This is a genomic window from Chryseobacterium oncorhynchi (assembly GCF_002899895.1).
In the GTDB taxonomy this organism is placed as follows: Bacteria; Bacteroidota; Bacteroidia; order Flavobacteriales; family Weeksellaceae; genus Chryseobacterium; species Chryseobacterium oncorhynchi.
This window is the reverse complement of the sequence record NZ_PPEI02000002.1, coordinates 801,956-823,948: the sequence shown is the minus strand read 5'-3', so window position 1 is coordinate 823,948 and position 21,993 is coordinate 801,956. Positions and strand designations below refer to the sequence as shown.

Annotated in this window: 23 protein-coding genes and 1 tRNA gene; 11 read left to right on the top strand and 13 right to left on the bottom strand. The window is 34.5% G+C overall.

Translation table 11 applies throughout. The features are described from left to right. Positions 1–138 precede the first annotated feature (138 nt). A tRNA-OTHER gene (locus C1638_RS09320) sits at positions 139–238 on the bottom strand. Between the two features lie 40 nt (positions 239–278). Next, complete coding sequence (locus C1638_RS09315; protein ID WP_109620659.1) at positions 279–1,661, bottom strand: RtcB family protein; 1,383 nt, start codon at positions 1,659–1,661, stop codon at positions 279–281. 166 nt (positions 1,662–1,827) lie between these two features. Between C1638_RS09315 and C1638_RS09310 the strand changes: the two genes are divergently transcribed. The 3 genes from C1638_RS09310 (at position 1,828) to C1638_RS22305 (ending at position 3,527) form a co-directional block, all read left to right on the top strand. Beyond that, on the top strand, positions 1,828–2,163 hold the full coding sequence (locus C1638_RS09310; protein ID WP_109620281.1) for a HopJ type III effector protein: 336 nt from the start codon (positions 1,828–1,830) through the stop codon (positions 2,161–2,163). A gap of 80 nt (positions 2,164–2,243) precedes the next feature. Beyond that, positions 2,244–3,278: a helix-turn-helix transcriptional regulator gene (locus C1638_RS09305; RefSeq protein WP_109620279.1), complete on the top strand. Its 1,035-nt coding sequence runs from the start codon at positions 2,244–2,246 to the stop codon at positions 3,276–3,278. Between the two features lie 111 nt (positions 3,279–3,389). Continuing rightward, entirely contained in the window at positions 3,390–3,527 is a 138-nt protein-coding gene (locus C1638_RS22305; RefSeq protein ID WP_164463093.1) for a hypothetical protein, read from the top strand. A 260-nt stretch (positions 3,528–3,787) separates the two neighbouring features. Here the strand turns inward: C1638_RS22305 and C1638_RS09300 are convergent, their stop codons facing one another. Further along, complete coding sequence (locus C1638_RS09300; RefSeq protein ID WP_109620277.1) at positions 3,788–4,972, bottom strand: DUF1501 domain-containing protein; 1,185 nt, start codon at positions 4,970–4,972, stop codon at positions 3,788–3,790. A gap of 49 nt (positions 4,973–5,021) precedes the next feature. After that, the gene (locus C1638_RS09295; protein ID WP_109620275.1) at positions 5,022–6,401 is read right to left on the bottom strand and encodes a DUF1800 domain-containing protein; all 1,380 of its coding nucleotides are present in this window, start codon (positions 6,399–6,401) and stop codon (positions 5,022–5,024) included. 387 nt (positions 6,402–6,788) lie between these two features. On the opposite strand from C1638_RS09295, the gene C1638_RS09290 reads away from it, so the two are divergent. The 7 genes from C1638_RS09290 (at position 6,789) to C1638_RS09260 (ending at position 13,756) form a co-directional block, all read left to right on the top strand. Next, positions 6,789–7,352: a hypothetical protein gene (locus tag C1638_RS09290; RefSeq protein ID WP_109620273.1), complete on the top strand. Its 564-nt coding sequence runs from the start codon at positions 6,789–6,791 to the stop codon at positions 7,350–7,352. Between the two features lie 116 nt (positions 7,353–7,468). After that, positions 7,469–8,518, top strand: a complete 1,050-nt coding sequence (locus tag C1638_RS09285; RefSeq protein ID WP_109620270.1) for a glucokinase — start codon at positions 7,469–7,471, stop codon at positions 8,516–8,518. A 141-nt stretch (positions 8,519–8,659) separates the two neighbouring features. Next, entirely contained in the window at positions 8,660–9,226 is a 567-nt protein-coding gene (locus tag C1638_RS09280) for a YceI family protein (RefSeq protein ID WP_106916551.1), read from the top strand. A 78-nt stretch (positions 9,227–9,304) separates the two neighbouring features. After that, positions 9,305–9,934 carry a YceI family protein gene (locus C1638_RS09275; protein WP_109620268.1) on the top strand — a complete coding sequence of 210 codons (630 nt, stop codon included), beginning with the start codon at positions 9,305–9,307 and terminating at the stop codon, positions 9,932–9,934. Between the two features lie 211 nt (positions 9,935–10,145). Then, positions 10,146–10,787, top strand: coding sequence for an alpha/beta hydrolase (locus tag C1638_RS09270; protein ID WP_109620266.1), 642 nt, complete (start codon positions 10,146–10,148; stop codon positions 10,785–10,787). A 108-nt stretch (positions 10,788–10,895) separates the two neighbouring features. Then, positions 10,896–12,239: an ammonium transporter gene (locus C1638_RS09265; RefSeq protein WP_109620263.1), complete on the top strand. Its 1,344-nt coding sequence runs from the start codon at positions 10,896–10,898 to the stop codon at positions 12,237–12,239. A 98-nt stretch (positions 12,240–12,337) separates the two neighbouring features. Continuing rightward, positions 12,338–13,756, top strand: coding sequence for an L-serine ammonia-lyase (locus C1638_RS09260; protein ID WP_109620658.1), 1,419 nt, complete (start codon positions 12,338–12,340; stop codon positions 13,754–13,756). 132 nt (positions 13,757–13,888) lie between these two features. Here C1638_RS09260 and C1638_RS09255 read toward each other — a convergent pair whose 3' ends face one another. The 3 genes from C1638_RS09255 to C1638_RS09245 are packed head-to-tail and all read right to left on the bottom strand — an operon-like array spanning position 13,889 to position 16,396. Next, the gene (locus tag C1638_RS09255; protein ID WP_109620262.1) at positions 13,889–15,526 is read right to left on the bottom strand and encodes a serine hydrolase domain-containing protein; all 1,638 of its coding nucleotides are present in this window, start codon (positions 15,524–15,526) and stop codon (positions 13,889–13,891) included. 5 nt (positions 15,527–15,531) lie between these two features. Next, the gene (locus C1638_RS09250) at positions 15,532–16,113 is read right to left on the bottom strand and encodes a YIP1 family protein (RefSeq protein ID WP_109620259.1); all 582 of its coding nucleotides are present in this window, start codon (positions 16,111–16,113) and stop codon (positions 15,532–15,534) included. Between the two features lie 10 nt (positions 16,114–16,123). Further along, positions 16,124–16,396 (bottom strand): DUF2089 family protein, encoded by a 273-nt coding sequence (locus C1638_RS09245; RefSeq protein WP_076353689.1) that lies wholly within the window; start codon positions 16,394–16,396, stop codon positions 16,124–16,126. 172 nt (positions 16,397–16,568) lie between these two features. Here C1638_RS09245 and C1638_RS09240 point away from each other — a divergent pair, with 172 nt between their 5' ends. After that, positions 16,569–17,237: a hypothetical protein gene (locus tag C1638_RS09240; RefSeq protein WP_109620257.1), complete on the top strand. Its 669-nt coding sequence runs from the start codon at positions 16,569–16,571 to the stop codon at positions 17,235–17,237. 92 nt (positions 17,238–17,329) lie between these two features. On the opposite strand, the gene C1638_RS09235 is transcribed toward C1638_RS09240, so the two are convergent. From C1638_RS09235 to C1638_RS09210, 6 genes are all read right to left on the bottom strand, one after another. Then, positions 17,330–18,172: a prephenate dehydrogenase gene (locus C1638_RS09235; RefSeq protein WP_109620255.1), complete on the bottom strand. Its 843-nt coding sequence runs from the start codon at positions 18,170–18,172 to the stop codon at positions 17,330–17,332. Positions 18,173–18,441: 269 nt separating this feature from the next. Continuing rightward, on the bottom strand, positions 18,442–18,921 hold the full coding sequence (locus tag C1638_RS09230) for a hypothetical protein (RefSeq protein WP_109620253.1): 480 nt from the start codon (positions 18,919–18,921) through the stop codon (positions 18,442–18,444). A 47-nt stretch (positions 18,922–18,968) separates the two neighbouring features. Then, complete coding sequence (locus C1638_RS09225) at positions 18,969–19,433, bottom strand: hypothetical protein (RefSeq protein WP_123838363.1); 465 nt, start codon at positions 19,431–19,433, stop codon at positions 18,969–18,971. A gap of 194 nt (positions 19,434–19,627) precedes the next feature. Next, positions 19,628–20,419, bottom strand: a complete 792-nt coding sequence (locus tag C1638_RS09220; protein ID WP_109620249.1) for an SH3 domain-containing protein — start codon at positions 20,417–20,419, stop codon at positions 19,628–19,630. A 44-nt stretch (positions 20,420–20,463) separates the two neighbouring features. Continuing rightward, on the bottom strand, positions 20,464–21,012 hold the full coding sequence (locus C1638_RS09215; protein ID WP_109620247.1) for a DUF5991 domain-containing protein: 549 nt from the start codon (positions 21,010–21,012) through the stop codon (positions 20,464–20,466). A gap of 186 nt (positions 21,013–21,198) precedes the next feature. Next, positions 21,199–21,978: a hypothetical protein gene (locus tag C1638_RS09210; RefSeq protein ID WP_109620245.1), complete on the bottom strand. Its 780-nt coding sequence runs from the start codon at positions 21,976–21,978 to the stop codon at positions 21,199–21,201. Between the last annotated feature and the right edge of the window lie 15 nt (positions 21,979–21,993).

The window sequence follows — 21,993 nt, the reverse complement described above, 5'->3', positions numbered from 1 at the left end:
TTAAAAGAAAAATGTTATAGGAACTCCTTTTACCTATAATTTTTGAAAAAAGCGGGGAGTAATACCAGTGAATTATAGGAACTCTCTTTGCCTTTATTTTTTGTGAACAGAAAGCCTGTGCTTTCTATCATTTTTTTGCTGAGCAGGCAGGATTCGAACCTGCGCCCCACAAGTGGAGGAACTTTATTTGCCAACAGCGGAAAGTTGTTGTTGCTCTAACCAGCTGAGCTACTGCCCATCCATAATTATTAGTTTTTTTTATAATTAAAAATTACAGATTATGCCTTTCTGTATTTTTTCTTTTTCTTCCATGGTGCATTTTTCTGAACATCACCAGCCATGATACATCCGTAAGGCATCACTTCATCCAGAACTTCACAAAGTCCGTATTCCTCAATCTGGGCTCTTACGTTTTTAGCACTTTTATAAGCACTTGGTAGCTCAGAAATATCAACTTCATTGGAGTAGAAACGGATATCCAACCCTTGAGTTTCTTCATCAAAGATCTCTTCGGTCGTTTTATGAGCCATAGATCTTTTATGTTGACTTCTGCTGAAATTTCTTCCCGCTCCATGAGGGGCAAAACCAAGGTTTCTTTCATTCGTTTTTCCCTGAACAATTAATACAGGTTCAGCCATATTCAACGGAATCAGTCTTGGTCCGGTGATATCAGGCATGAACTTATCATCCAACGGAGTGGCTCCCTTAGCATGGTAAAACAAGTCACCATCCTTGAAGACAAAATTATGCTCATTCCAATATCTGTTTTCTTTCTCTATTTCCAGTTTGTTTAATACCGCATCGTGAATAGATGTATGGTTTTCCTTCGTCCATGTTCTTATTAACTGGAGAGCTTCCCAGTAGGCCTTACCTTCTTCAGTATCATAAGGAATCCATGCATTTTCCCTTAACGTTTCAGGAGAAATATCCTGTCTGAAACGGTTAGCCACTTTCATTCCTTTATCATATAATGCCGCCCCAGGAGCTCTTGATCCGTGATGGGTCACCAACATTGTATTTCCTGTATTTTTGGAGATTCCTACAAATAAGAAATGATTTCCATCTCCCTGAGTTCCCATATGAGAACGTGCAATGCTGATCAGTTTCTCATCATTTAAAAAATAATTTTCTCTAAAAGCATCCATCAATTCCTGAGACATAGGCATCTGTTCACCTCTTGGTCTTCCTCCATATCCAAAGTGCGTTATAGAATGGGCTGCATCTAAAATATCCTTAGGATTTACCTTTCCAAAGTCTGTAAGCATCACAGAACAACAAATATCTGCACTATGGAATCCCGGATGAATTGCATTTTTGGCAACCACCACACCACCTACCGGGATATGACCCTCAGGGCCTGTTGGGCAGGCATCAGGCATGATAGCTCCATCTATTAGTGTAGGGGTTTTCATCAGAACTTTCATCGTTTTGATTACCTTTTCTACATTATCATCCTCACTTTCATGTTCAGCCCTGATATTGATGATAAAATCCTTGGGTGTTTCATGAAGCGGAATAAGTTCCGGTTGTTTGAAATCCTCTAGATATTCTCTGATCTGATGTTCATCCAGATTATTTTCATTGATATAAGTAATGGCATCTTTGAACCATTTAGCTGGTCTATATCCTAATTCGATTAAGTGATTTCCATTAAATTCCATTTGTTTTCTCATTTTGATAATGCAAAGTAATATCCTTGTTGCGCAATAGTTTTGCGTAGATAAGAAAATTTTGATTATTTTTACAAAAACAAATTAAAATAAACAAAATAGCTAATTGGAGATCCATCTATTAGCTATCAAATAATATAATTTAAAACCAATTTTTATGGTATTATTAGAACAGTTACAGCATTTTCCGGAAACTATTGAATTCAATGAAGTTATTGCTTACATTGATCAACATTATGATTTTACGCCTACTGCATTCAAAAATGGAAGCACTGCAAACGAAGCAGGACAAAATAATGGTTCGTGTAAGGTCTTCAGCTTTGCCAAACTTCAGGGATTGACCAAGGGGCAGACTCTTTTTCTTTTTGGTGAATTTTATAGAGAAGACGTGCTAAAAAATCCTAATGGAAATGATCATCAGAATATCAGAAACTTTATGAATTTCGGATGGGAGGGTGTTTCTTTTGAGGGTGAAGCTTTGAAAGAGAAATAATTTATCTAAAAAATGTAAAAAGTGAATTTTCTAATTTACTTATGTTTTGCATTAAAGTCAAGCAATTAAATATTACAATCATGTCATCCAATAAAAATGCACTGATTCGCTACAAGACTTTAGATAAATGTCTCAAAAATAAGTATCGAAAGTATACCCTTGAAGATCTTATTGACGAATGTTCTGAGGCCTTGTTTGAGTTTGAAGGAAAAGAATCTTATGTAAGCAAACGAACAATCCAGCTCGATCTGCAGAATATGCGAAGTGAAAAGTTCGGATACGAAGCTCCCATTGAGGTGTATGAAAGAAAATACTACCGTTACAGCGATCCGGATTATAGTATCCATAACATTTCTGTGAATGAAAGTGATCTGAAAGCAATGAATAATGCCATTCAGATTTTGAAACAGTTCAAGGATTTTTCCATGTTTAAGGAGATGAATGGGGTGATTCAGAAGTTGGAAGATTCTATTCATGCAACCAACCAGAAATCAATTATTCATTTAGATAAAAATGAGCAGTTGAAAGGGTTGGAGCATATTGATATACTGTATGAAAGCATTGCCAATAAAAAGGTGTTGAAAATCCTTTACAAAAGCTTTACAGCAAAAGAATCGAGTATTTATACCGTTCATCCTCAATTACTGAAAGAATTTAACAACCGTTGGTTTCTGATCTGCCTTTACAAGCAGAAAATGTATAATCTGGCCCTGGACAGAATGGAGAATATTGAAATTGATGAAGATCTTTCGTACATAGATAAAGATCTGGATGGCGATGAATACTTCAAAGATATCGTAGGTGTTACCGTTGCAGAATCTATGCTTCCCAGAAACATTATATTTTTTGTAGATTCAGCTAATGCGCCTTATGTGAAAACAAAACCACTCCATAAAAGTCAGGAGATCATTAGTGAAACAAAAGATGGGACTCTGTTTAAAATCTGTGTGCAGATTAACTTTGAACTGGAAAGACTACTGTTAGGATTTGGAGATACTTTGATTGTACATAAACCGCAGAAATTAAAACTGAAAATGGAAGAAAAATTCAGGATGGGACATAAAAACTATCAGGATCTGAACATTCTTAAAGAAGAAACTATCCAAGATCAATAGTGGGTGCTCTTACAGATGATTCATCCGCTCTGCGCGAAGCATGACCACAAAATTATCTTCATTTTTTTATCTTGGCTTGGAAATTGTAGTAGTTAGGTACAAAATAGCACTATGAAATCAAGAATATTTAAAGCATTAATTGCCATTATAGCCCCTATAGCGATTGAATATATCGTTAAAAAAATATCTGAAAAACTTGATAAAAAAGTTGATCAGGAACCGAAAGAACCTAAGCAGATTACTGCTTAAACGTAAAAGTAGTTAAAATTTAAAATTATTAAAAGAGACTGTCCTATTATAGCGGATGGTCTCTTTTTTTTTTGGTTAATAAATGATATAGATATAAAAATCTATTAACCAGTATATAAAATCATAGATATCATCTTTTCCTAAAAATCAAAGATTTTTAGCAGACTTAAGTGAACTTCCTACACGTAAACCTTATCACTTAAAAGAAGCTTAAGTGTTTAAAAAACTTTTGTGACTTTGTGGTTTCAATTCCATTGAATTTATATAAAATCATAGATTCCGTCTTTCCATCCTAAAACTTTCGAAGAATCGGCTTTAAGCCAGTTTCTCAAAATAGTAGAATAGACTTTTCTAAAATCTTCTTTATAGATAAGATCTCCTTCATTTAAATTTTGCAGGTCAGGAAGCGCATTTAATAATCCTTTCTTTTTGAGATTTCCACCGATGAAAAACATCTGGTTAGCTGTTCCATGATCCGTTCCATTGCTGGCATTCTGGGCAACACGACGTCCAAATTCAGAAAATGTCATCAATAGGATGTTATTAAATAATCCATTACTTTTCATGTCAGCAACAAAGGATTTCACTGCTTCATTGATGTCTCCAAATAGTTTTTTTTGTCTGTCGTTCTGATTGACATGAGTATCAAAACTACCAATAGAAAGGTAATAAACCTGAGTGTTGATGTCTGATTTGATGAGGGATGCTACTGTTCTAAAGTCTTTTCCCAGTTGAGAGTTAGGATAAGTCTGTTCCGTTTTTTTTGCCTTGCTTTTTTCAAAAATATAATCTGCATTATTGATCGTAGACCCTAATGTTTGATAAAGATAAGAAACCGTTTCATCATCATGATGATGGTCGTAAAGTGACTTGAAATACTTTTCCTGACTGGTCTGATACAGTCTTTTGGGATCTTTAAATGCAAATGCCTTATTGTTTTCTCCCTTTAAGGCAAGGCTCAGCATGTCATCTACTTCCAATGCTTGGGTAGGATGCTCACAACGATAACATTCCTCATCCAGAAAGCGACCAAGCCAGCCGGTCTCCAGAAATTCATCACTTCTGCTCGCAGACTGCCAGATATCCATACTTCGGAAATGAGATTTGTCCGGATTGGGGTACCCCACATTGTTCATCACAGAAAGCTCACCATTGTCAAAAAGTTCCTTAAAGTAGGAGAGGGACGGGTTAATTCCTGCTTCATCTGTAAGGGATAAAGCATCCTGAACAGCAAGTGTTTTCCTTTCTCTGAAATAAATATCATTTTTCATAGGGATAATGGTGTTCAATCCATCATTTCCTCCCGTAAATTGAAGAACTACAAGGATATTCTGATTAGGAGCTAAGGCTTCATCTAAAGTCATCGCCTTTAGAAAATTTGGCATCAGTAAGGAAGCTGTTGCCAATGAACTTATTTTAAGGAATTCTCTTCTTTTGATTAACATAGCATTTTATTTAGAGCGTAGGTGATAGATAGAGTTGCTATTTCCATGTTTACATTAACTGATATTCAGGGGTAGACATAAGGTTAATAATATTCATTTTTAAACTCTTGTCAGAGAAATTATTTACCGTATTCATATCCAGACTTTGAGCATTTTGAATCAGATAATCTTCACAGTTTTTATGAGCGAAAATTTTATCTAAACGATCCCAGTCTATGATGATATTGGGATTTTTAAAGCTTTTGTTTAAAGCATTCTCCTTAGATTTCATTCCCATATCAATGTCATCGTCCTGTCGTGGACTATATTCTAATGGCCGAAGACCGGACCATATCTGTGGGATCTGAAGTCTCAGCATCAATGTAGAACTGTCAATCCAGGATTTTCCGTTAGGCCATCCTGAAACATTGGGCGGATAAAGTAGCATTTGTCCCAATAATTTTTGATAAACGATGAGGTTTTCGGGATTTTGAATCTTCATAGGTAGTATCCGCATCATTCCGGCCATTAGTTCTACAGGGGATTTTATCCTGTTTCCTATATTTTTCTGATCATAGAACCATGAGCTTGAAAATATTTCAGTCATTAGTTTCTTAATATCATAGCCGGAACTATAGAAATTAGAACTTAGCTTATTGATTATATCATGATCTACATTTTCATTCACAAAAAACTTATAGATTTTAGTAGTAATAAATTGGGCTGTAGCCTTTTGCTCAAGAATAATATGTAAAGCATCACTTCCGTCAAAATTACCGGTTTTACCTAAGAAAGTCTTTGTTCCCTCGTCGTGCTGATTTTTTCTTTCCTTGAAATTTCCCTCTTTATCATAGCTCCAGCCTGTAAATGCTCTGGCACCCTCTCTTACATCTTTTTCGGTATAATTTCCTCTTCCCATGGTGAAAAGTTCCATTACTTCACGGGCGAAATTTTCATTGGGATGATCTTTTTTGTTCTGCTGATTATTCAGAAAATTAAGCATTGCCGGCGATTGGCTTACTTCAAAAAGAAGCTCTTTAAAATTTCCCAGAGCATTTTTCCGGATTGTATTTAAAAGCTGTTGGTTGAATTTTGGATTCACAACCCTTGAAGCAAAATGTCCATGCCAGAAAAAAGCCATCTTTTCTCTCATTTGTTCTTTGCTGTTTACTATTTTATCCAGAAAATTGAGGTTCAGCTCATTGTTCTGCTCCCTGTTAATCCGCTGCATTTCCTTTTTCTTTTCAGCCGGAGCAGTACTGTTCATATAATCCGCTGTTGAATCTATGTCGGGAGTGTCATAGGTGACCTCACTAAAGCTGTCTTCTTTAAATAATTCATTCATCAACGTTTTGATGTTTTTATTTTTCAAATCGTCGATCTGATGGATGCCGATACCGAAGCCGGCTCGCCAAAGAAGATGCTTGTTCTTTAATAATGAATCAGCCATGGTGAGATCATTTATTTTTTTGATGGAATTGATGGTATAAGGTTAAAATAATAACGGGTTAAGGTTTGTTAATATTATTTTTATAGAATAGAGCAGGATACTTGAGTTTAAAATTAAATAGTATTTATTTCCCAAATGTTATTCTGTTTCCTGTTGATGTTACAATATAGCTCCCGATTTCTAATTCTGAACATAATTTTCTTTAATTCTACTTTTTTTAACTCCTTTTTTGATAATTTTTGTTAAACAAACATTTAAATTTAGTTAAAAATAACGTATTGATATTCATTGTTTTATGATTTTGATAAGTGTTAAAACAACAAATAAACCCTTGCTTGGCACGATTTTTACATCCTCTTGTTTAGTAAAATTTAAAAAATTAGAGTTATGAAAATGTTTAAACAAGCAATATTGCTAGCTGGGATTTTAACAGCAGGTATAGCAAGCGCACAGGACTCAAAAATGACTAATATGATCAAGGTAGGTGCGAATGTTGGTTTGGCAGTTCCCTCAGATAATCTTTCTGCTGCAGTAGGAGTGGATGTTGCTTATCAGAACTTGATTACTCCTGGATTTGGTTTAGGTATCGCAACAGGATATACTCACTATTTTGGAAAAGAAAATAACGGTTATAAAAATAATGATGTAGGAGTAGTTCCTGTAGCAGCTTTAATAAGAATCTATCCAAAGCAAACAGGTTTCTATTTTGGAACTGACTTAGGATACGGGTTCTTGGTTGGAGATAAAACAGTAGCTTCCAACACAAATGTAGAGAGAGCTAACGGTGGTTTCTACATTAAACCGGAGATCGGATACCACAACAGAGATTGGAACTTCTTCGTACAATACCAAAAGGTTTTTGTAGGAACAAAAGGAGATTTAGTTGGTCAGGACTATAATGTGGGGAATATCGGAGTAGGATTCGGTTATAATATTCCATTAGGAAAGTAGTTAGATTTAATATATAAACAATTATTAACCAAAACCTTTTCACGAAAGTGGAAAGGTTTTTTTGTTCTGTGCAGGATTTACGAAAACAATTATTATATTTGGTAAAATTTGAGGTTATGATTCTGAATCCAAAATTTCCACTTTATTTACCAGGAGTAGAGAACAGTAATAATGATAATGTTTCTATCATTGGGGCAAGCCTCCGTGAAGATGTAACAATCTTAGGCTATTTCGTTTCCGGTAACGGAGGTCTTGAGATAAAAATTCAAAATACATATTCTACCAAAGAATATGCTTCCTTTAATGATATTCTAAGAAAGTTTATCCAGGACAATCAGCTTGAAAATGTACAACGTCTGGGAATGGCAGTGCCAGGACCGGTTATTGACGGTAAAAGTAGTCCTGCAAGATTAGGCTGGAGCTTAGACGTTGAAGAGTTTAAGAGAGACTTCGGGTTCGAAAAAGTAGATATGCTGAACGATATGGAAGCATCAGCTTACGGAATGGCTCTTCTTGAAGACAGTGATCTTGAAGCAATCTATACCAGCGGTCATCTTGAAAAAGGAAATGTAGCAATCCTTGCTCCCGGAAACGGACTTGGAGAAGCTGGATATTTCTTCGATGGAAAAAACTTAAGACCTTTTGCAACGGAAGGTGGGCATTCTGAGTTTTCACCAAGAACCAATGTAGAAGTTGAATTTTACCAATTCCTGAATAATATCTATGGAATTGTAAGCTGGGAAAATGTACTTTCCAAGACAGGTTTGTTCAATATTTACAGATTCTTAAGAGATGTGAAAAGACATCCGGAGCCGGAATGGCTGGGAGAACGTCTTAGTAATGGAAACTTCGCTCAAGAACTTTACAAGGCAGCAGTAGAGGATAATGTTTTAATCTGCAAAATCGCTTTAGATACTTTCCTTGAGTTTTTGGCAAGAGAAGCGAATAACCTGACCTTAAAACTGAAAGCAACCGGAGGATTACTGATTGCGGGAGATATTCCTCAGATGGTCATAGAATATGTTGATAAGACTAAATTTTATGAAAAATTCAAGATCAGTGATAAAATGGAGGGAATGCTTAGAAACATTCCGATCTATCTGGTCAAGCAAAATCATACGGCATTAAAAGGTATGGCACTTTATACTGCATACTACCAAGAATAAAGAGAACTCCGAAGAAATTCGGAGTTTTTTTATAGGATGATATTATTCATGAAAATAATTAAATTTCTTGATATACATCAATGAAATCTATCGAATAAGATAGCTACATTTGCATCAATAAATAAGTAAACAATTCTATCAATGAAAAAAATATTTTTATTAGCAGTTTTAGCTGGTGGTTTAGCTTTCGGACAGTCAAAAAAAGTAGTTGCATCTGATGTTCACTGGTGGGGATATAAAGTAGCAAAATCTGAGGCAAGTTCTCACGACGGAACTGTAAAAGTAAAGTCAGGAGACATGGTAATGAAAGGAAACCAACTTGTAGGAGGAAGCTTCGTATTGGATATGACTTCTATTAATGCTACTGACCTTACAGGAGAATATCAGCAAAAATTAAACGGACACCTTAAGAACGGTGACTTCTTTGAAGTTGAAAAATTCCCGACAGCTACTTTCAAAATTACAGGAGTAAAGAAAAACAACGATAAAGTTTACAATTCTTTAGTAACAGGAACCCTTACTTTAAAAGGAAAAACAAGCCCGGTTACTTTCCCTGCTAAGATTTCTTACAGCAAAGGAGTAGTAAGTTTAGTATCTAACAAATTCTCTTTCGACAGACAGAAATTTGATGTAGCTTACAAGTCTACGATGCAGGATGTTTTTGTGAAAGATGATATTGATATGCTAGTTAAGGTAACTGCTCAATAAATTAATCAAAAAAATATTATTAAAAGTGTAGAAGTTCTACACTTTTTTTTATTTTTGTTGAATTGTAAATAAAAAAGAATGAAAAGATTACTATTGTTTGCTATGGTGTGCGCAAGTATATCATTTGTTTCTGCTCAAAAGAAATTTGATAAAGTATCAAAGGTGACTTCATCAGAGATCAGATGGTGGGGCTATAAGGTTGTAAAAACCCAAGCTTCCTCACATTCCGGAACTGTAAAACTGAAGAGCGGAAAATTCAACTTTGACCACACCGTTTTGGTAGACGGAGAGTTTATAATAGATATGAGAAGTATGATGGCAGGAGATGTTTCTGATGAAGATCAGATCAAGCTTACTGATGACCTTAAAAGTACCAACTTCTTTGAAGTAAAAAAATTCCCTGTAGCCAAGTTCCATTTGACTAAAATTATTCCTTTAGCAAACAGTGAGTACAATTCTACCGTATACGGAGATCTTACCCTTAAAGGGGTGAGAAAAACAATATCTTTCCCTGCGAATGTATATGTTACTCAGTTTACAACATCTATTGAATCTGCTAAATTCTCTTTGAACAGAAGAGACTTTAAGGTATTCTATCAGTCTTCATTAAAAGATTATTTCATCAAGAATGAAATGGATATTCAGTTCAAAGTTTCTACAGAGCTGCTGGATAATGATAACAGAGTTCCTGTGAAAAAGAAGAAATAAAATTAAATATAATATTGATAAAAAAAGAGCGGTTCTAAGGAATCCGCTCTTTTTTTTGAATAACTGTAAGATAATGTTTGAATCATCCTGTAAAACTTTCAGTTTGTCATCTTTTCAAAAGAAAATAATTATTGGAGATGCTCTTTCGGATTGATCAAATTCTTTAGAATTAAATCATTTCCTTTTCCTGTATTTTTTATAATTTAGTACTATGAAAATTTATATTGTAAGCGGTCTTGGAGCAGATTTTAAAGTACTGGAAAGAATAGAATTTCCCAAGAATTATGAATTGATTTTTATAGATTGGCTCATTCCTGAAAAAGACGAGCCCTTTCATGCTTATGTAGAAAGGATGGCTGAGAAAATTGATACTTCAGAACCGTTTTGTCTGCTGGGATATTCTTTTGGAGGAATTATGGTGCAGGAGATCAATCAGCTGAAACCTGCAGAAAAAGTGGTTATCTTGGGAAGTATCAAATCAGATAAAGAAAAATCCAAGTTTATCAAAACCGGTGAAGTAACGAAGATCCCCAGAATACTTCCTGTTGGATTATTTAATACCAAAGCAGCCAGTGTATATGCCTTGGTGCGAAAACTTTTTGATCCTAAAAATCCAAAACTTCTACAATATTTCAAAGTTAGAGATCCTTATTATTTAAAATGGTCTGTGGAGAAAGTTTCTGAGTGGAAATTTGAAGAAAATCCAAAGGTGATCCAAATACTGGGAGATAAGGATATTGTTTTTCCGGTTCGTTACTCAAAACCAGACTATGTAATTAAGGGCGGAACTCATTTATTTCCTGCCACCAAATCTAAAGAAGTTTCTAAAATATTGAATGAAGTGTTTCAGTAAAAATAGATAATATTATTTTCTGAATAGTTTTTTATGGGGTTGATTTGTTAAAAATGTATTTTTATAAGGTTTTATGTTTAAATTTGATAGGGTTAAATATGAAATTTTATGAAAATAGGATTAAAATGGATCGTTTCGTTCTCCATTGTTGCCCTTGTGGCAGTTGGTGGTTTATTCTGGAGTCCGACTTCAGATATTACCAGTTCTGGTGAATTCCTGAGTGAAGATAAGATTGTAGGTGCAGACGTAGCCTGGATTCTTGCTGCGGCAGGTCTAGTTCTGTTAATGACTCCTGGCCTTTCCTTTTTCTATGGGGGAATGGTGGGTAAGAAAAATGTAATTTCCACGATGTTGCAAAGCTTTATTGCCTTGGGAGTTATCTCAATTTTATGGGTAGTGGTAGGGTTTTCTTTATCTTTTGGAGAATCTTTAGGCCCCAGTATCAATGGGAAGCATTACGGAATCATAGGGAATCCATTGAGTTATCCATTCTTTAATGGAGTAGGAGTTTTCCCTCACAAAATGATGGCTTCTACTATTCCTTTTATCCTTTTTGCTCTGTTTCAGATGAAGTTTGCGGTGATTACTCCGGCAATTATTACAGGTTCTTTTGCGGAAAGAGTTCGTTTCATTTCCTATCTTTTATTTATAGTCCTTTTCTCCCTTTTCATTTATACACCGCTTTGCCATATGGTGTGGCACCCTGACGGTCTTTTGAACAAATATTTTGGAGTAAAAGACTTTGCAGGAGGAACCGTAGTGCATATGAGTGCCGGTTTTGCAGCGCTTGCGGGAGCTTTGGTTGTAGGAAACAGAAAAATACCCCACCATGAACCGTCTAATATTCCTTATGTACTTTTGGGTACAGGGATGCTGTGGTTTGGTTGGTTTGGGTTTAATGCCGGATCAGCATTAAGTGCTTCAGCATCTGCAGCTACGGCTTTTGGAACAACTACGATAGCCTCTGCTTCAGCAATGATAACCTGGATATTTTTTGATAGAATCAACGGAAGAAGTGTTTCTGCGTTAGGGGCATGCATCGGTGCTGTTGTAGGGTTAGTGGCCATTACTCCCGGATGTGGATTTGTAAGTATTCAGGAGAGTCTTTTTATAGGTTTTATTTCGGCCATTGTTTCTAATGTGATGGTCAACTGGAAAGCCTTAAAGAAGATTGATGATACACTGGATGTTTTTGCCTGTCACGGTGTAGGTGGAATTATGGGAATGATCCTGACTGCTATTTTTGCCCATGGTGAAAATGCAAGCCTGCTTCATGGCGGTATTGAAGTATTTCTTCATCACATGGCAGCGCTCATTCTGGTTTCTATTTTTACCTTTTTTGGATCTTTGCTTTTATATAAAATTACAGATTCTATTATTACATTAAGGGTTTCCGAGGAATCTGAAAATAGAGGTCTTGATCTTTCTCAGCATGAGGAGAGTCTCCAATGACTTTTTCCGTTCTTAAATTATCATTAATCCCTACTAAAACCTGATTTTTATTAAGATTTATCATGTATCTTTGCTTGGAGGAAAATGAAGAATCATTTATGGAATCAATATCGGTTTTTGAGATTATTAAAGTAGGAATAGGTCCATCCAGTTCGCACACGATGGGACCATGGAATGCAGCATCTGCGTTCATCAGAATTATAAAAAGAGAAAGATCAATAGCTGAAGTTAAAGAAGTTTTTCTTGAATTTTTTGGCTCACTTGCAAAAACGGGAATTGGGCACGGAACAGATATTGCGGGAATGCTCGGTTTGAATGGAGAAGACTTTAAGACCATCAATACTTCAAAAATTGATGAGAAAATAGCATACATAAAAGATACACAAACCATTAATCTGGGTGGTGAAAAAGAAATTCCATTTATCTATGGACATCACTTGATTTTAAATATGAAAAAATCCCTTGATTTTCATCCTAATGGAATGATCTTTAAGGCCGTTTTTGAAGATGGTACTGAACTTGTTCAGGATTTTTATTCTGTAGGGGGAGGATTTATTGCAAGTCAGGAAAAAAACTCCATAGAAAAACAATGCGTACGTACATTATACCCTTGCCATAAGGCTTCTGATATTGCAAAATATTGCCAGAAATTAGGCTTTGATAAAATTTCAGATTTAATTTTAATTAATGAAGAAAGCTGGAGAACTCAGGAAGAAACAAGAGAGGAAGCACTTTATATTTGGCAGCAAATTAAAGAATGTATTTATAAAGGTGTCAATAAAGAAGGAATTCTTCCGGGTGGATTAAATGTTTCCCGAAGAGCAGCAGGAATCAACAGAAAGTTATTAGGTGAGAAAATCTATAAAAATAAAGATGAATGGTTTCAGCAGGTTGTTGATGCCGAAGAAAACTTTACCAATATCAATAAATGGATTGCCTGTTTTGCACTGGCAGTAAATGAAGAAAACGCAAGCTTCGGAAGAATCATTACAGCGCCAACTAATGGTGCAAGTGGAGTGATTCCTGCAGTTTTAATGTACTCACAAGCCTTTACAGAATCTATAAGTGATGATGATATTGCCCGTTTTCTACTGGTAGCAGGAGAAATTGGAACCTTATTCAAAAAAAATGCAACAATCTCAGCAGCAATGGGAGGTTGTCAGGCTGAAATCGGAGTTTCATCAGCGATGGCAGCAGCCGGACTTACTGAAATTTTGGGTGGAAGCGTTGGACAGGTATTGATGGCAGCCGAAATCGCTATGGAACATCATCTTGGATTAACTTGTGACCCAATCAAGGGACTTGTCCAGATTCCTTGTATTGAAAGAAATACAATGGGAGCTATGAAAGCTATTACAGCGGCTAATATTGCATTGGAAAGTGATCCTACCAAGGCAAAAGTAACACTGGATGAAGTTATCCAAACAATGTGGGAAACTGCTTTGTCTATGAGTGACCGTTTCAAGGAAACTTCTGAGGGAGGATTAGCTATTGCAGTGAACGTTCCTGAATGTTAATAAAAACAATATTTTAAAATACAAAAATCCTTAGATCATGCATCTAAGGATTTTTTATTATGCTTTGAAATCACCCGGTCAAATCTTTGATTTGCCACCTCTCCAAAGGAGCGTAATTAGAATGTATTTTATTTACTTTTTGCTGAATAGGTAAGTTTTTCCACCCTGTGTAAGTTTAAGCTGATTACTTTCAGGGATGAAAGTGAGTTTCAAACCAGCTTTGTCAAAGGTAAACTGATCCTTTGCTACCGAAGTCAGAGGGAACTCGGGTTGGTTGGTGCCTTGAGCATACAATGCCCCGTTTTTAGCAGTTACCTTTAATCCCAAATCAATATCCTTTGAAGTATAATCTCCGATATATTTTTCCAGATTAGCTGCCGGAAGTTTAGGACTATCCAATACAGGATACTGATAATCTCTGCCATAGATTAAATTCAAAAGAGCAACATAGAAATTGTTATGCGGAAACTCCTGACCATTGATGGTAACAGCATAAGATAATTGATCATTCGGCTCGAAAGCTACTGTAGAATGACTTCCTGCCGTATCTCCTCCATGTCCATACAAAGTAATGTTGTAAAACGGCATTTTCATGATTCCTAAGCCAAAATGTTTCTCATTTTTGTTGGAAATCATCATGTCAAGGGTCTCTTTCTGTATAAACTGACCATTGAATAATGCATTGATAAAGATGTTCAGGTCTTCAGGAGTGGAAGTGATATCACCTAGTCCGATGCAGTTATGAAAATCGAAATCTTTAACTTCAGCCCATTTCTTATCTTTAAGTTCATAGGATTTAAAAATATTCTTTGGAGTGTCAAGAACAGAAAAAGTATGAGGCATTTTGACTTTTTCAAGAATGTTTTCCTTTAAAATCTCATTATAAGGTTTATTATGTATTTTTTCCAAAATTCTGCTCAAAAGAAAGTAAGCTGAATTGGAATAGCTCATTTTTTCTCCAGGCTTAAAGCTCACACCATCTTTTTTGATAACTTTAATAATAGCCTGATCACCTACCGGTTTTCCAAAAAGCCAATTGTTTTCAATAGATTTCCCTACGTAATCTCCCAATCCGCTGGTGTGGTTGAGCATAGTTTGGATGGTAATGATTTTAGCATTAGGAATTTCAGGGTAGAATTTTGAAAGTGGATCGCTTAGTTTTAATTTCCCTTTCTCTACAAGCTGAAGAAGCATTACGGCTGTGATAAGCTTGCTAATGGAGCCTATCTGATAAGCTATATTTTTATCATAGTTAACATCAGATAAAAGCTGTTGTCCAAAATCTTTTTGATAGACTTGTGATCCGTTTCTGAAGATGGAAACACTTCCAATCACCTGGTTGTTTTGAACCATATAATTTAAAAAGTCGTCAATCTTTTGTGTACTGATAGGCTTTCCATTAAGGTAAGAAACGTCAGAATTTTCAGATTTTTTATCCCTGTAAAGGTTTAAAGCCATGGTTTTTCCATGCTGGATAAGATTTCCCTCAAAATGGTCTGTTTTATAGCTCCCTTTGTAGGTAGCATTAATCTTCTCTATTTCAAAAGTGAGTTCATTATTGTTGAAATCAATTTTATCTACAGGAATTTCTTTAGGGCTTTGTTTTGGGCTGATGATTGAAGAAGTATAACCTTTTGATTCTTTTGAAATTGTAAGAACAACTGGAAGTTTCATGGATTGAGTGTCTACTTCTCCGTTCCAGATTCCTTCAATTTGGGCGTGACAAAGATGTGCCAGGAATACCAGCACTAGTAATAATTTGATTTTCATAGTATTTAAATAATTTTAGTTATCGTAATCTGGCAGACCAGGGTACTGATTAGTGACACCGCACAAAAAAGTACAATATGCTGCCATTTTTTAATATTGGTTGCAGTTTTGAATCCGTTGTAATAAAGGGTAAAACTATATATGAGTATGATAAGGGCAATAATAGTGGTGGAAATCGAGATCATAAAATCCAGAAAGGGAAATGCACCGGAAGTATTCGACTGATATTGAGCAATGTTTTTACCTGCTGTCCGGATATAGGGTATCTTTTTAGATACCTGTAAGATAATCAAAAAGAGCTGGGATATTAAAACGGTATTTACAATATCAATGAATCTTGTCTTTTTGTTGAGGTATTTTCCTAAAATAAAAAGAACAATAATGGCCAATGAGAAGCTTAATAAAGTAGATAACGCTATCGTTTTGAGTGAGGCATTTTCTAAATAGTTGATTCTGTATATACTAGTAAAGCTAGAATCTGTCCAATATCCTATTCCAATAGAAATAATTACTGTGAAGATTCCGATAAGGAGGAGTAATTTCTCATCAAACTTTTCAAACGGGTTAAAGATGGATTTCCAGTTCATATGAGTGAGTTTACAGGTTAGTTTTCAATTGTTCAACCTTTGTGATCAGGTCATCCATTTTATTTCTCATGGTTGGGTAGGAGAGCCCTGCCTGTTTAGCCATTTCCTTGATGCTTCCACTGGATAGAAAAAAATTAAGAACAAAGTCCTGCTCCTCACGATTCAGCTTCAGGAGAACCGGCAGTTCATAATCACCACTTACTTCTGTTTTGCAGCTTGGGCATTTCATCTGGCTTACGTTTAAGGTATGGTCACAACTTGGGCAGACTATGGGTAACTTCATGGATTATATTTTTTACGAAAGTAATACTTTTTTTAATAAAGTTAAAATGTTTTTTAATTTTATTAAAATTTATTTTCTTTAAACGAATTGAATACTGCTGTATTCCTAGAAAAAATGAAAGAATATTTGTTTTTTCTATAAAAACGAATATTTTTGCCAAAAACTAAATAACATGAGAAAAGTTCTAACAGTGCTGTTTGCTGTGGCTTCAGTGGCATTGTACTCACAGATCAGCATTCCTGAATCTTCAACAAAAGGAATCATTATTACCCAGGATAATCAGAAGATATCCTACAAGAATCTAATTTACAATAAAGGAAAAGTTACTTACACTAATATTCAGAATGGAGCTGAAGAATTTCTTTATGATAATTCTGTGAAAGGAATTCAGGAAGATGGAAAAAGTGGAGTTGGGCTTATACCAGAAGAAAACCCTGGAGAAACAACTAAGAGTACGGAAATATCTAAACTGACCTCTAAAAGATACATCAAAGATTATTTGCTTCAACAAAAAGACCCCTTATACATGAAAGGGCGAACGGTAAATAATATTGGGACCGTTTTAGTTATAGGAGGTGCAGCATCCTTTGTTATTGGAGGACTTTCGAATCTTTCTAAGGCTGACAGTAATGGAGTGAAAGACGGTGAAGCAAAAGGGTCTTCTGTCCCTCTTATTATTGGCCTTATCGGTGCGGGAGCAGGAGTAGTACTCAAGTTGGTGGGACATTCACAGATGAAAGATGCTATGGATCATTACAGTACCGCAGGAGTAAGAAAGTTTAATCCGGATTATTATGTGCTTAATGATAGAAATGGAGTAGGATTGATGATGAAATTTTAAGCGTATTCAATACTTTATCTAAGCATAAAAGCCACAAAAGTTTACTATTAAAAAACTTCTGTGGCTTTTGTTTTTGAAGGTATATCGTTTTTCTATCTTAATATTCCTCTAATTCTGTTTGCATTGGTAATAAGCTCTTCAAGGTATTCATAGTTTTCTTTTTCCAGAGCAGCCTTGAATTTTCTGAGCTGGGTGATATGCTCATTCAAAACATCCAATACGTTTTCTTTGTTTTGTTTAAAGATGGGAACCCACATTTCAGGATGAGATTTTGCAAGACGTACCGTACTTGAGAAACCTGAACTGGCAAGCTGAAAGATGGTTTCTTCCTCACGTTCCTTTTCCAGTACAGTATTGGCTAGTGCATAGGAGGTAATGTGAGAAATATGGGAAATATAAGCGGTATGGATATCATGATCCTCTGCATTCATGTAAATCATGTGCATATCAAGGGCGTTAACTACTGTTTCCACTACATTGAGTGCATCTTCAGCAGATTCTTCCTTGTTACAGATAACTCCGGCTTTTCCTGAGAAACTTTCAGCAATGGCAGACTTTGGACCATTGTTTTCAGTACCCCACATCGGGTGAAAAGCTACAAATCTTGAACGTTTCGGATGGTTTTTAACAGCACCAACGATCCCAGCCTTAGTAGAACCGGCATCCATAACGGTCTGATGATCGGATATAAGATCCAGAACACTTGGCAATAACTTTCTCGCAGAATCTACCGGAATGGCAAGAATAATAAGGTCTGAATCTTTAACTCCCTGTTCCAGATCTGCTTCAGCATCAATTATTTTCAAATCTAATGCTTCGTTGATATGCTGCTTGCTGTTATCAATACCATAGATGAAGCTGGCAATGTTTTTTTCTCTTAATTTCAAGGCCATTGAACCACCGATCAATCCTACTCCAATAATACTTATTTTCATCTTTTTCAATTTTTTTTAAATAAAAAAACCTCGTCCTAGGACGAGGTTTTAAGTTATGTTCATAAGAATCCCTATCCCAGATCTGAGTTAAAAATTCTATAATAATATGTTCCGTTGTTGAAATTCACAATGCGAAGTTATAAAATATTTTTTAAAGTTGATCACTTTTTATGATTTCTTCTTGACAAGAATTGGGCTATTGTAATGCCAGTCCTTGTTGGGAACGATACTGCTTTTGATATAATATTTTTTATAGAGTTGAATGCATCTTAATCAGCGCTGTGAATGATTGTTCTTTTTACATTTTCACCTTTCTGCTCCAATTCTAGGGTAGTAACCCCACCGGCAAATGAAAATTCAATTTCAATTTTATTGGAGGATACCTTGTAGCTGATCATGTCCAAACCATCCTGATTGATTTCTTTTTCAATGCTTTGCTTAGGTAATTCTGCTAGAAGAAGTTCTGATTTTTCCACTTCTTTCTCCTTGATGGTTTTTTGATAAACCTCTTCCATCGTACTTTTCGGGAAGATGCATTCCTCTTCACTTCCGTATTCCACTGTTTTTTCTGTACATTCTTTCAGTGTAGGAATTTCTTTACTTTCCGGAGCTGTATTTTCTACGATGGGAGCTTTTACAACAGGGCTGTCTTTTTTAGGAGTTTCGGTTTCATTGTTTGCCTGTTTTGTATCGTTTTTACATCCTGTTATCATTAACAGGGCAATAGCGATGAAGCTTATTTTTTTCATTAATAGTGGGTTAAAATTATTTCTATATTTAAATAATGAGTGTTAATTTACCTGATATATATTCTACCTCTTTTTTTACCAGTACTAGGCCTGAATTTAGTGAGCTTACATTTTTCAGGAACAGAAGACTTTTTGGGGGATTTTATCAGATTCCAATTCATATAAAGGTAGTTTTTTTCATTCCAATCCAAAAGTTCAGCTTTTCCTTTATCTTCAGCCGGATACGATGTAGGATAAAATTCGATCACCATTTTTTTTTCTTTTATGATGCCTGTAATGACCCCCTCTTCTTTTATTTTTCCGTAAGCTTTGAATAAATATGACCCCTTGATGCTGTCATTATCTTTCTTTTTTTCTAAACTTATAAGGAACTGAATTTGTTGAGAAACGCCCATATCTGAGTACTTCCAGCTCCCATTGATGGAATCTTTAACACGGAGGTTATACGATTGTTGAAGATAGCTTTCAACAGCAGTACTGTCACGGGCGAAGATTGCTTCTTTGGGTTTCATGACTTTGTTGTCCTGAGATTTATTGCAGGAAAGCAAGCATGCTGCATATATAAATAAAGAAGTTATTGAAAGAAATAAATGTCGTTTTTCCGTCATGTTTCCTGAATCGATGGTCGTTTTTATGTTTTTTGTTCCTGAAAGATATTATAAAAAATTGAAACTTCAATAGGTGGGACGGGGTAGGAAAGCTATTTTTATCTAGATTTTATCCTGCTTTTATGGATGTATCCTTTATTTCTTTCTTTGGAAATGATTGACCACCAGTCACCATTTTGGTCTAACACTTCAATCTGTTCTCCACTTTTTATCTTTTGCAGGATTTTGGACGAGGAGTTTTTATCTTGTCTTAAATTGGTAAAACCATCAGAATCCTGAATATAATATTCTGTATTGCCCTTCTTTTCTATGCTACATTTTTTATCTCTTATATTTTTTTCAGGAATAGGTGCTATTTTATCAGTCCATCCGGTTTTTTGTATATCAATATTTTGAGGAACATCACAAATGTATTTTACGGCATCCTGTGAAACATCTGACATTGTTTTATAGATGATATTTTGAAGAATCCATGTGTTATTTTGTAAGATAATATGATATTCCTTTTCATAGTATCCACGGTCAGGAAAGTAAGTTTTTATAGTAAAACCCTTTTTGTCTGGCAGGGGAATGATATCACTAATAATATTTCCTCCATCTTCAGAAAAGTTTATTGTTTCTAATGATAATGTATACTTCCCTTGTTTATTTCCCAAAAAAACAAATAGATTTTCACCCAAATAAGGTTTGCTGCTTACCATTTTATCTGATATTCCATCTTTATTGACATCGAAAGTTTTTATGAAATAATCTTCGTTATTGATGTAGGTTTCAAAAGAGCTTCTTTGAACTTCACTTGAGATACTTTTTGAGGAAGTCTGAGGTGCTTTCTTCTGGGAATGACAATGGATTGAGATTGTTAGAATTAATAGTACTAAAAGGTTTTTCATCAATTGGTTAAATAAGATTTACTAGTTATCATCTTATGGGAAAGTTATCGGTTATTTTTATTGTTTAATAGATAGGCTACTTTTTGATTATCTGTAAAACTAATATTTAGAAAAGGACATTCCCACATATACTTTCCGTCTTTTAAATACAGCTTACCAAAATCATGGGTTTTTGCCAATGCCCAAGAATTTGTACCATCTAATGACTCTTGATATTTTAGGTCAAGAGAATTATTGTTTTCAACAACTTTTAATAAAAATTTTTGATAAAGCTGATAACCCTCGGCATAGTAGATAACGGAATCTTTTGAAATATTTAAATTTATTTTATATTCATATTCTTCTCTTTCTCCTTTACCATGTACATCAAAATGATAATCACCGATCCATTTCTTCAAAGTATCTTGATTTCTGGCTTCTTCACGAACTTTATCATTGTGATCTGAAACTTTTTGAGGATTAATTATTTTTCCTGTATCAACGGTATTTGATACATTTTCAGTAGAGATATAAGAAGTTTTCGTATTCTGTTTACAAGAAAGTAAAACGATAATTGCTAAACTTATTGAAATTTTTATAGTGTATTTAATCATTGTTAATATTTTTTGTATCAGCTGGGCTTACTAAATAACCCCATTCAATTAATATTTTCTTGTTAGATTTATCTGATAAACTTGGTGTTTTCAAGCCGTTTCTTTATAAGAAAAGAGAGGTTTTGGGCTTAGTGTATTGATAATAAAATACTTACAATTGATTATTATTCATAATGCACTGTGGTTTTATAAACTAACAAATCTTATATGTAGAGCACTTGGAGAGAGTGATACTTGCTCTAATAAACCTAAAATGAGCAATTTTTTAGTGTTTGCTTTAAAAGAAATGCTCCCTAAATAATCTCCTTTATATATCCTTAAAGAATCACATTCTGGACATAATGTTTTTCCCGATATTTTTTGAATATTTACTATTTTTTGGTTTTTATTGAAAACAGTTATTCCTCTTACTTCATCGTTTTCATAATTATATTTCAAGTTAATATCTTTAATTGTATTATAAGAATTAAATAGAATTTTGTCATTTAAAAAAGAGAGGTTTTCATTTTTGAAAATTTTATTTATTTCTACTTTATTTTTTTTGTAAAAATCCATTAGGGTATTTTGATCTGAATTATCCAAATCAATTATCCATTTTTTTGCAATTTTAGATGAATTATCCTCTAAGTTTTGAACTATTAAATGAATAACATAACTGTTATCTTCTGTTGTTTTTGGAAGTAAATTTAGATATACAAGTTTTTTGTCGGCTGATAAAATAATAATATCTCCAACAATAAATCTAAGTTCTTCATTTTCATTTCCAAACCCTTCAGCTTTTAATATTGGAGATTTATCTGCTAGTTTATCTAAATCAGGTAATCTGAAAGTATGTTCATTATTGTCCTCCAAAGATGTTTTTGGAAGTATATTATTATTTTCTATGGATTTTTGTTCAATTTTAGTTTTTGTACAAGAATAATTGAACAGGATAGCTATTATTAATAAATGAGAGATTAGTTGCATATTTTTTATATTTAA

Coding starts and splice junctions, on each gene's coding strand:
- C1638_RS09315 (WP_109620659.1), bottom strand. CDS start 1,661: ATGGAATTTAATGGAAATCACTTAATCGAATTAGGATATAGACCAGCT.
- C1638_RS09310 (WP_109620281.1), top strand. CDS start 1,828: ATGGTATTATTAGAACAGTTACAGCATTTTCCGGAAACTATTGAATTC.
- C1638_RS09305 (WP_109620279.1), top strand. CDS start 2,244: ATGTCATCCAATAAAAATGCACTGATTCGCTACAAGACTTTAGATAAA.
- C1638_RS22305 (WP_164463093.1), top strand. CDS start 3,390: ATGAAATCAAGAATATTTAAAGCATTAATTGCCATTATAGCCCCTATA.
- C1638_RS09300 (WP_109620277.1), bottom strand. CDS start 4,972: ATGTTAATCAAAAGAAGAGAATTCCTTAAAATAAGTTCATTGGCAACA.
- C1638_RS09295 (WP_109620275.1), bottom strand. CDS start 6,401: ATGGCTGATTCATTATTAAAGAACAAGCATCTTCTTTGGCGAGCCGGC.
- C1638_RS09290 (WP_109620273.1), top strand. CDS start 6,789: ATGAAAATGTTTAAACAAGCAATATTGCTAGCTGGGATTTTAACAGCA.
- C1638_RS09285 (WP_109620270.1), top strand. CDS start 7,469: ATGATTCTGAATCCAAAATTTCCACTTTATTTACCAGGAGTAGAGAAC.
- C1638_RS09280 (WP_106916551.1), top strand. CDS start 8,660: ATGAAAAAAATATTTTTATTAGCAGTTTTAGCTGGTGGTTTAGCTTTC.
- C1638_RS09275 (WP_109620268.1), top strand. CDS start 9,305: ATGAAAAGATTACTATTGTTTGCTATGGTGTGCGCAAGTATATCATTT.
- C1638_RS09270 (WP_109620266.1), top strand. CDS start 10,146: ATGAAAATTTATATTGTAAGCGGTCTTGGAGCAGATTTTAAAGTACTG.
- C1638_RS09265 (WP_109620263.1), top strand. CDS start 10,896: ATGAAAATAGGATTAAAATGGATCGTTTCGTTCTCCATTGTTGCCCTT.
- C1638_RS09260 (WP_109620658.1), top strand. CDS start 12,338: ATGGAATCAATATCGGTTTTTGAGATTATTAAAGTAGGAATAGGTCCA.
- C1638_RS09255 (WP_109620262.1), bottom strand. CDS start 15,526: ATGAAAATCAAATTATTACTAGTGCTGGTATTCCTGGCACATCTTTGT.
- C1638_RS09250 (WP_109620259.1), bottom strand. CDS start 16,113: ATGAACTGGAAATCCATCTTTAACCCGTTTGAAAAGTTTGATGAGAAA.
- C1638_RS09245 (WP_076353689.1), bottom strand. CDS start 16,396: ATGAAGTTACCCATAGTCTGCCCAAGTTGTGACCATACCTTAAACGTA.
- C1638_RS09240 (WP_109620257.1), top strand. CDS start 16,569: ATGAGAAAAGTTCTAACAGTGCTGTTTGCTGTGGCTTCAGTGGCATTG.
- C1638_RS09235 (WP_109620255.1), bottom strand. CDS start 18,172: ATGAAAATAAGTATTATTGGAGTAGGATTGATCGGTGGTTCAATGGCC.
- C1638_RS09230 (WP_109620253.1), bottom strand. CDS start 18,921: ATGAAAAAAATAAGCTTCATCGCTATTGCCCTGTTAATGATAACAGGA.
- C1638_RS09225 (WP_123838363.1), bottom strand. CDS start 19,433: ATGAAACCCAAAGAAGCAATCTTCGCCCGTGACAGTACTGCTGTTGAA.
- C1638_RS09220 (WP_109620249.1), bottom strand. CDS start 20,419: ATGAAAAACCTTTTAGTACTATTAATTCTAACAATCTCAATCCATTGT.
- C1638_RS09215 (WP_109620247.1), bottom strand. CDS start 21,012: ATGATTAAATACACTATAAAAATTTCAATAAGTTTAGCAATTATCGTT.
- C1638_RS09210 (WP_109620245.1), bottom strand. CDS start 21,978: ATGCAACTAATCTCTCATTTATTAATAATAGCTATCCTGTTCAATTAT.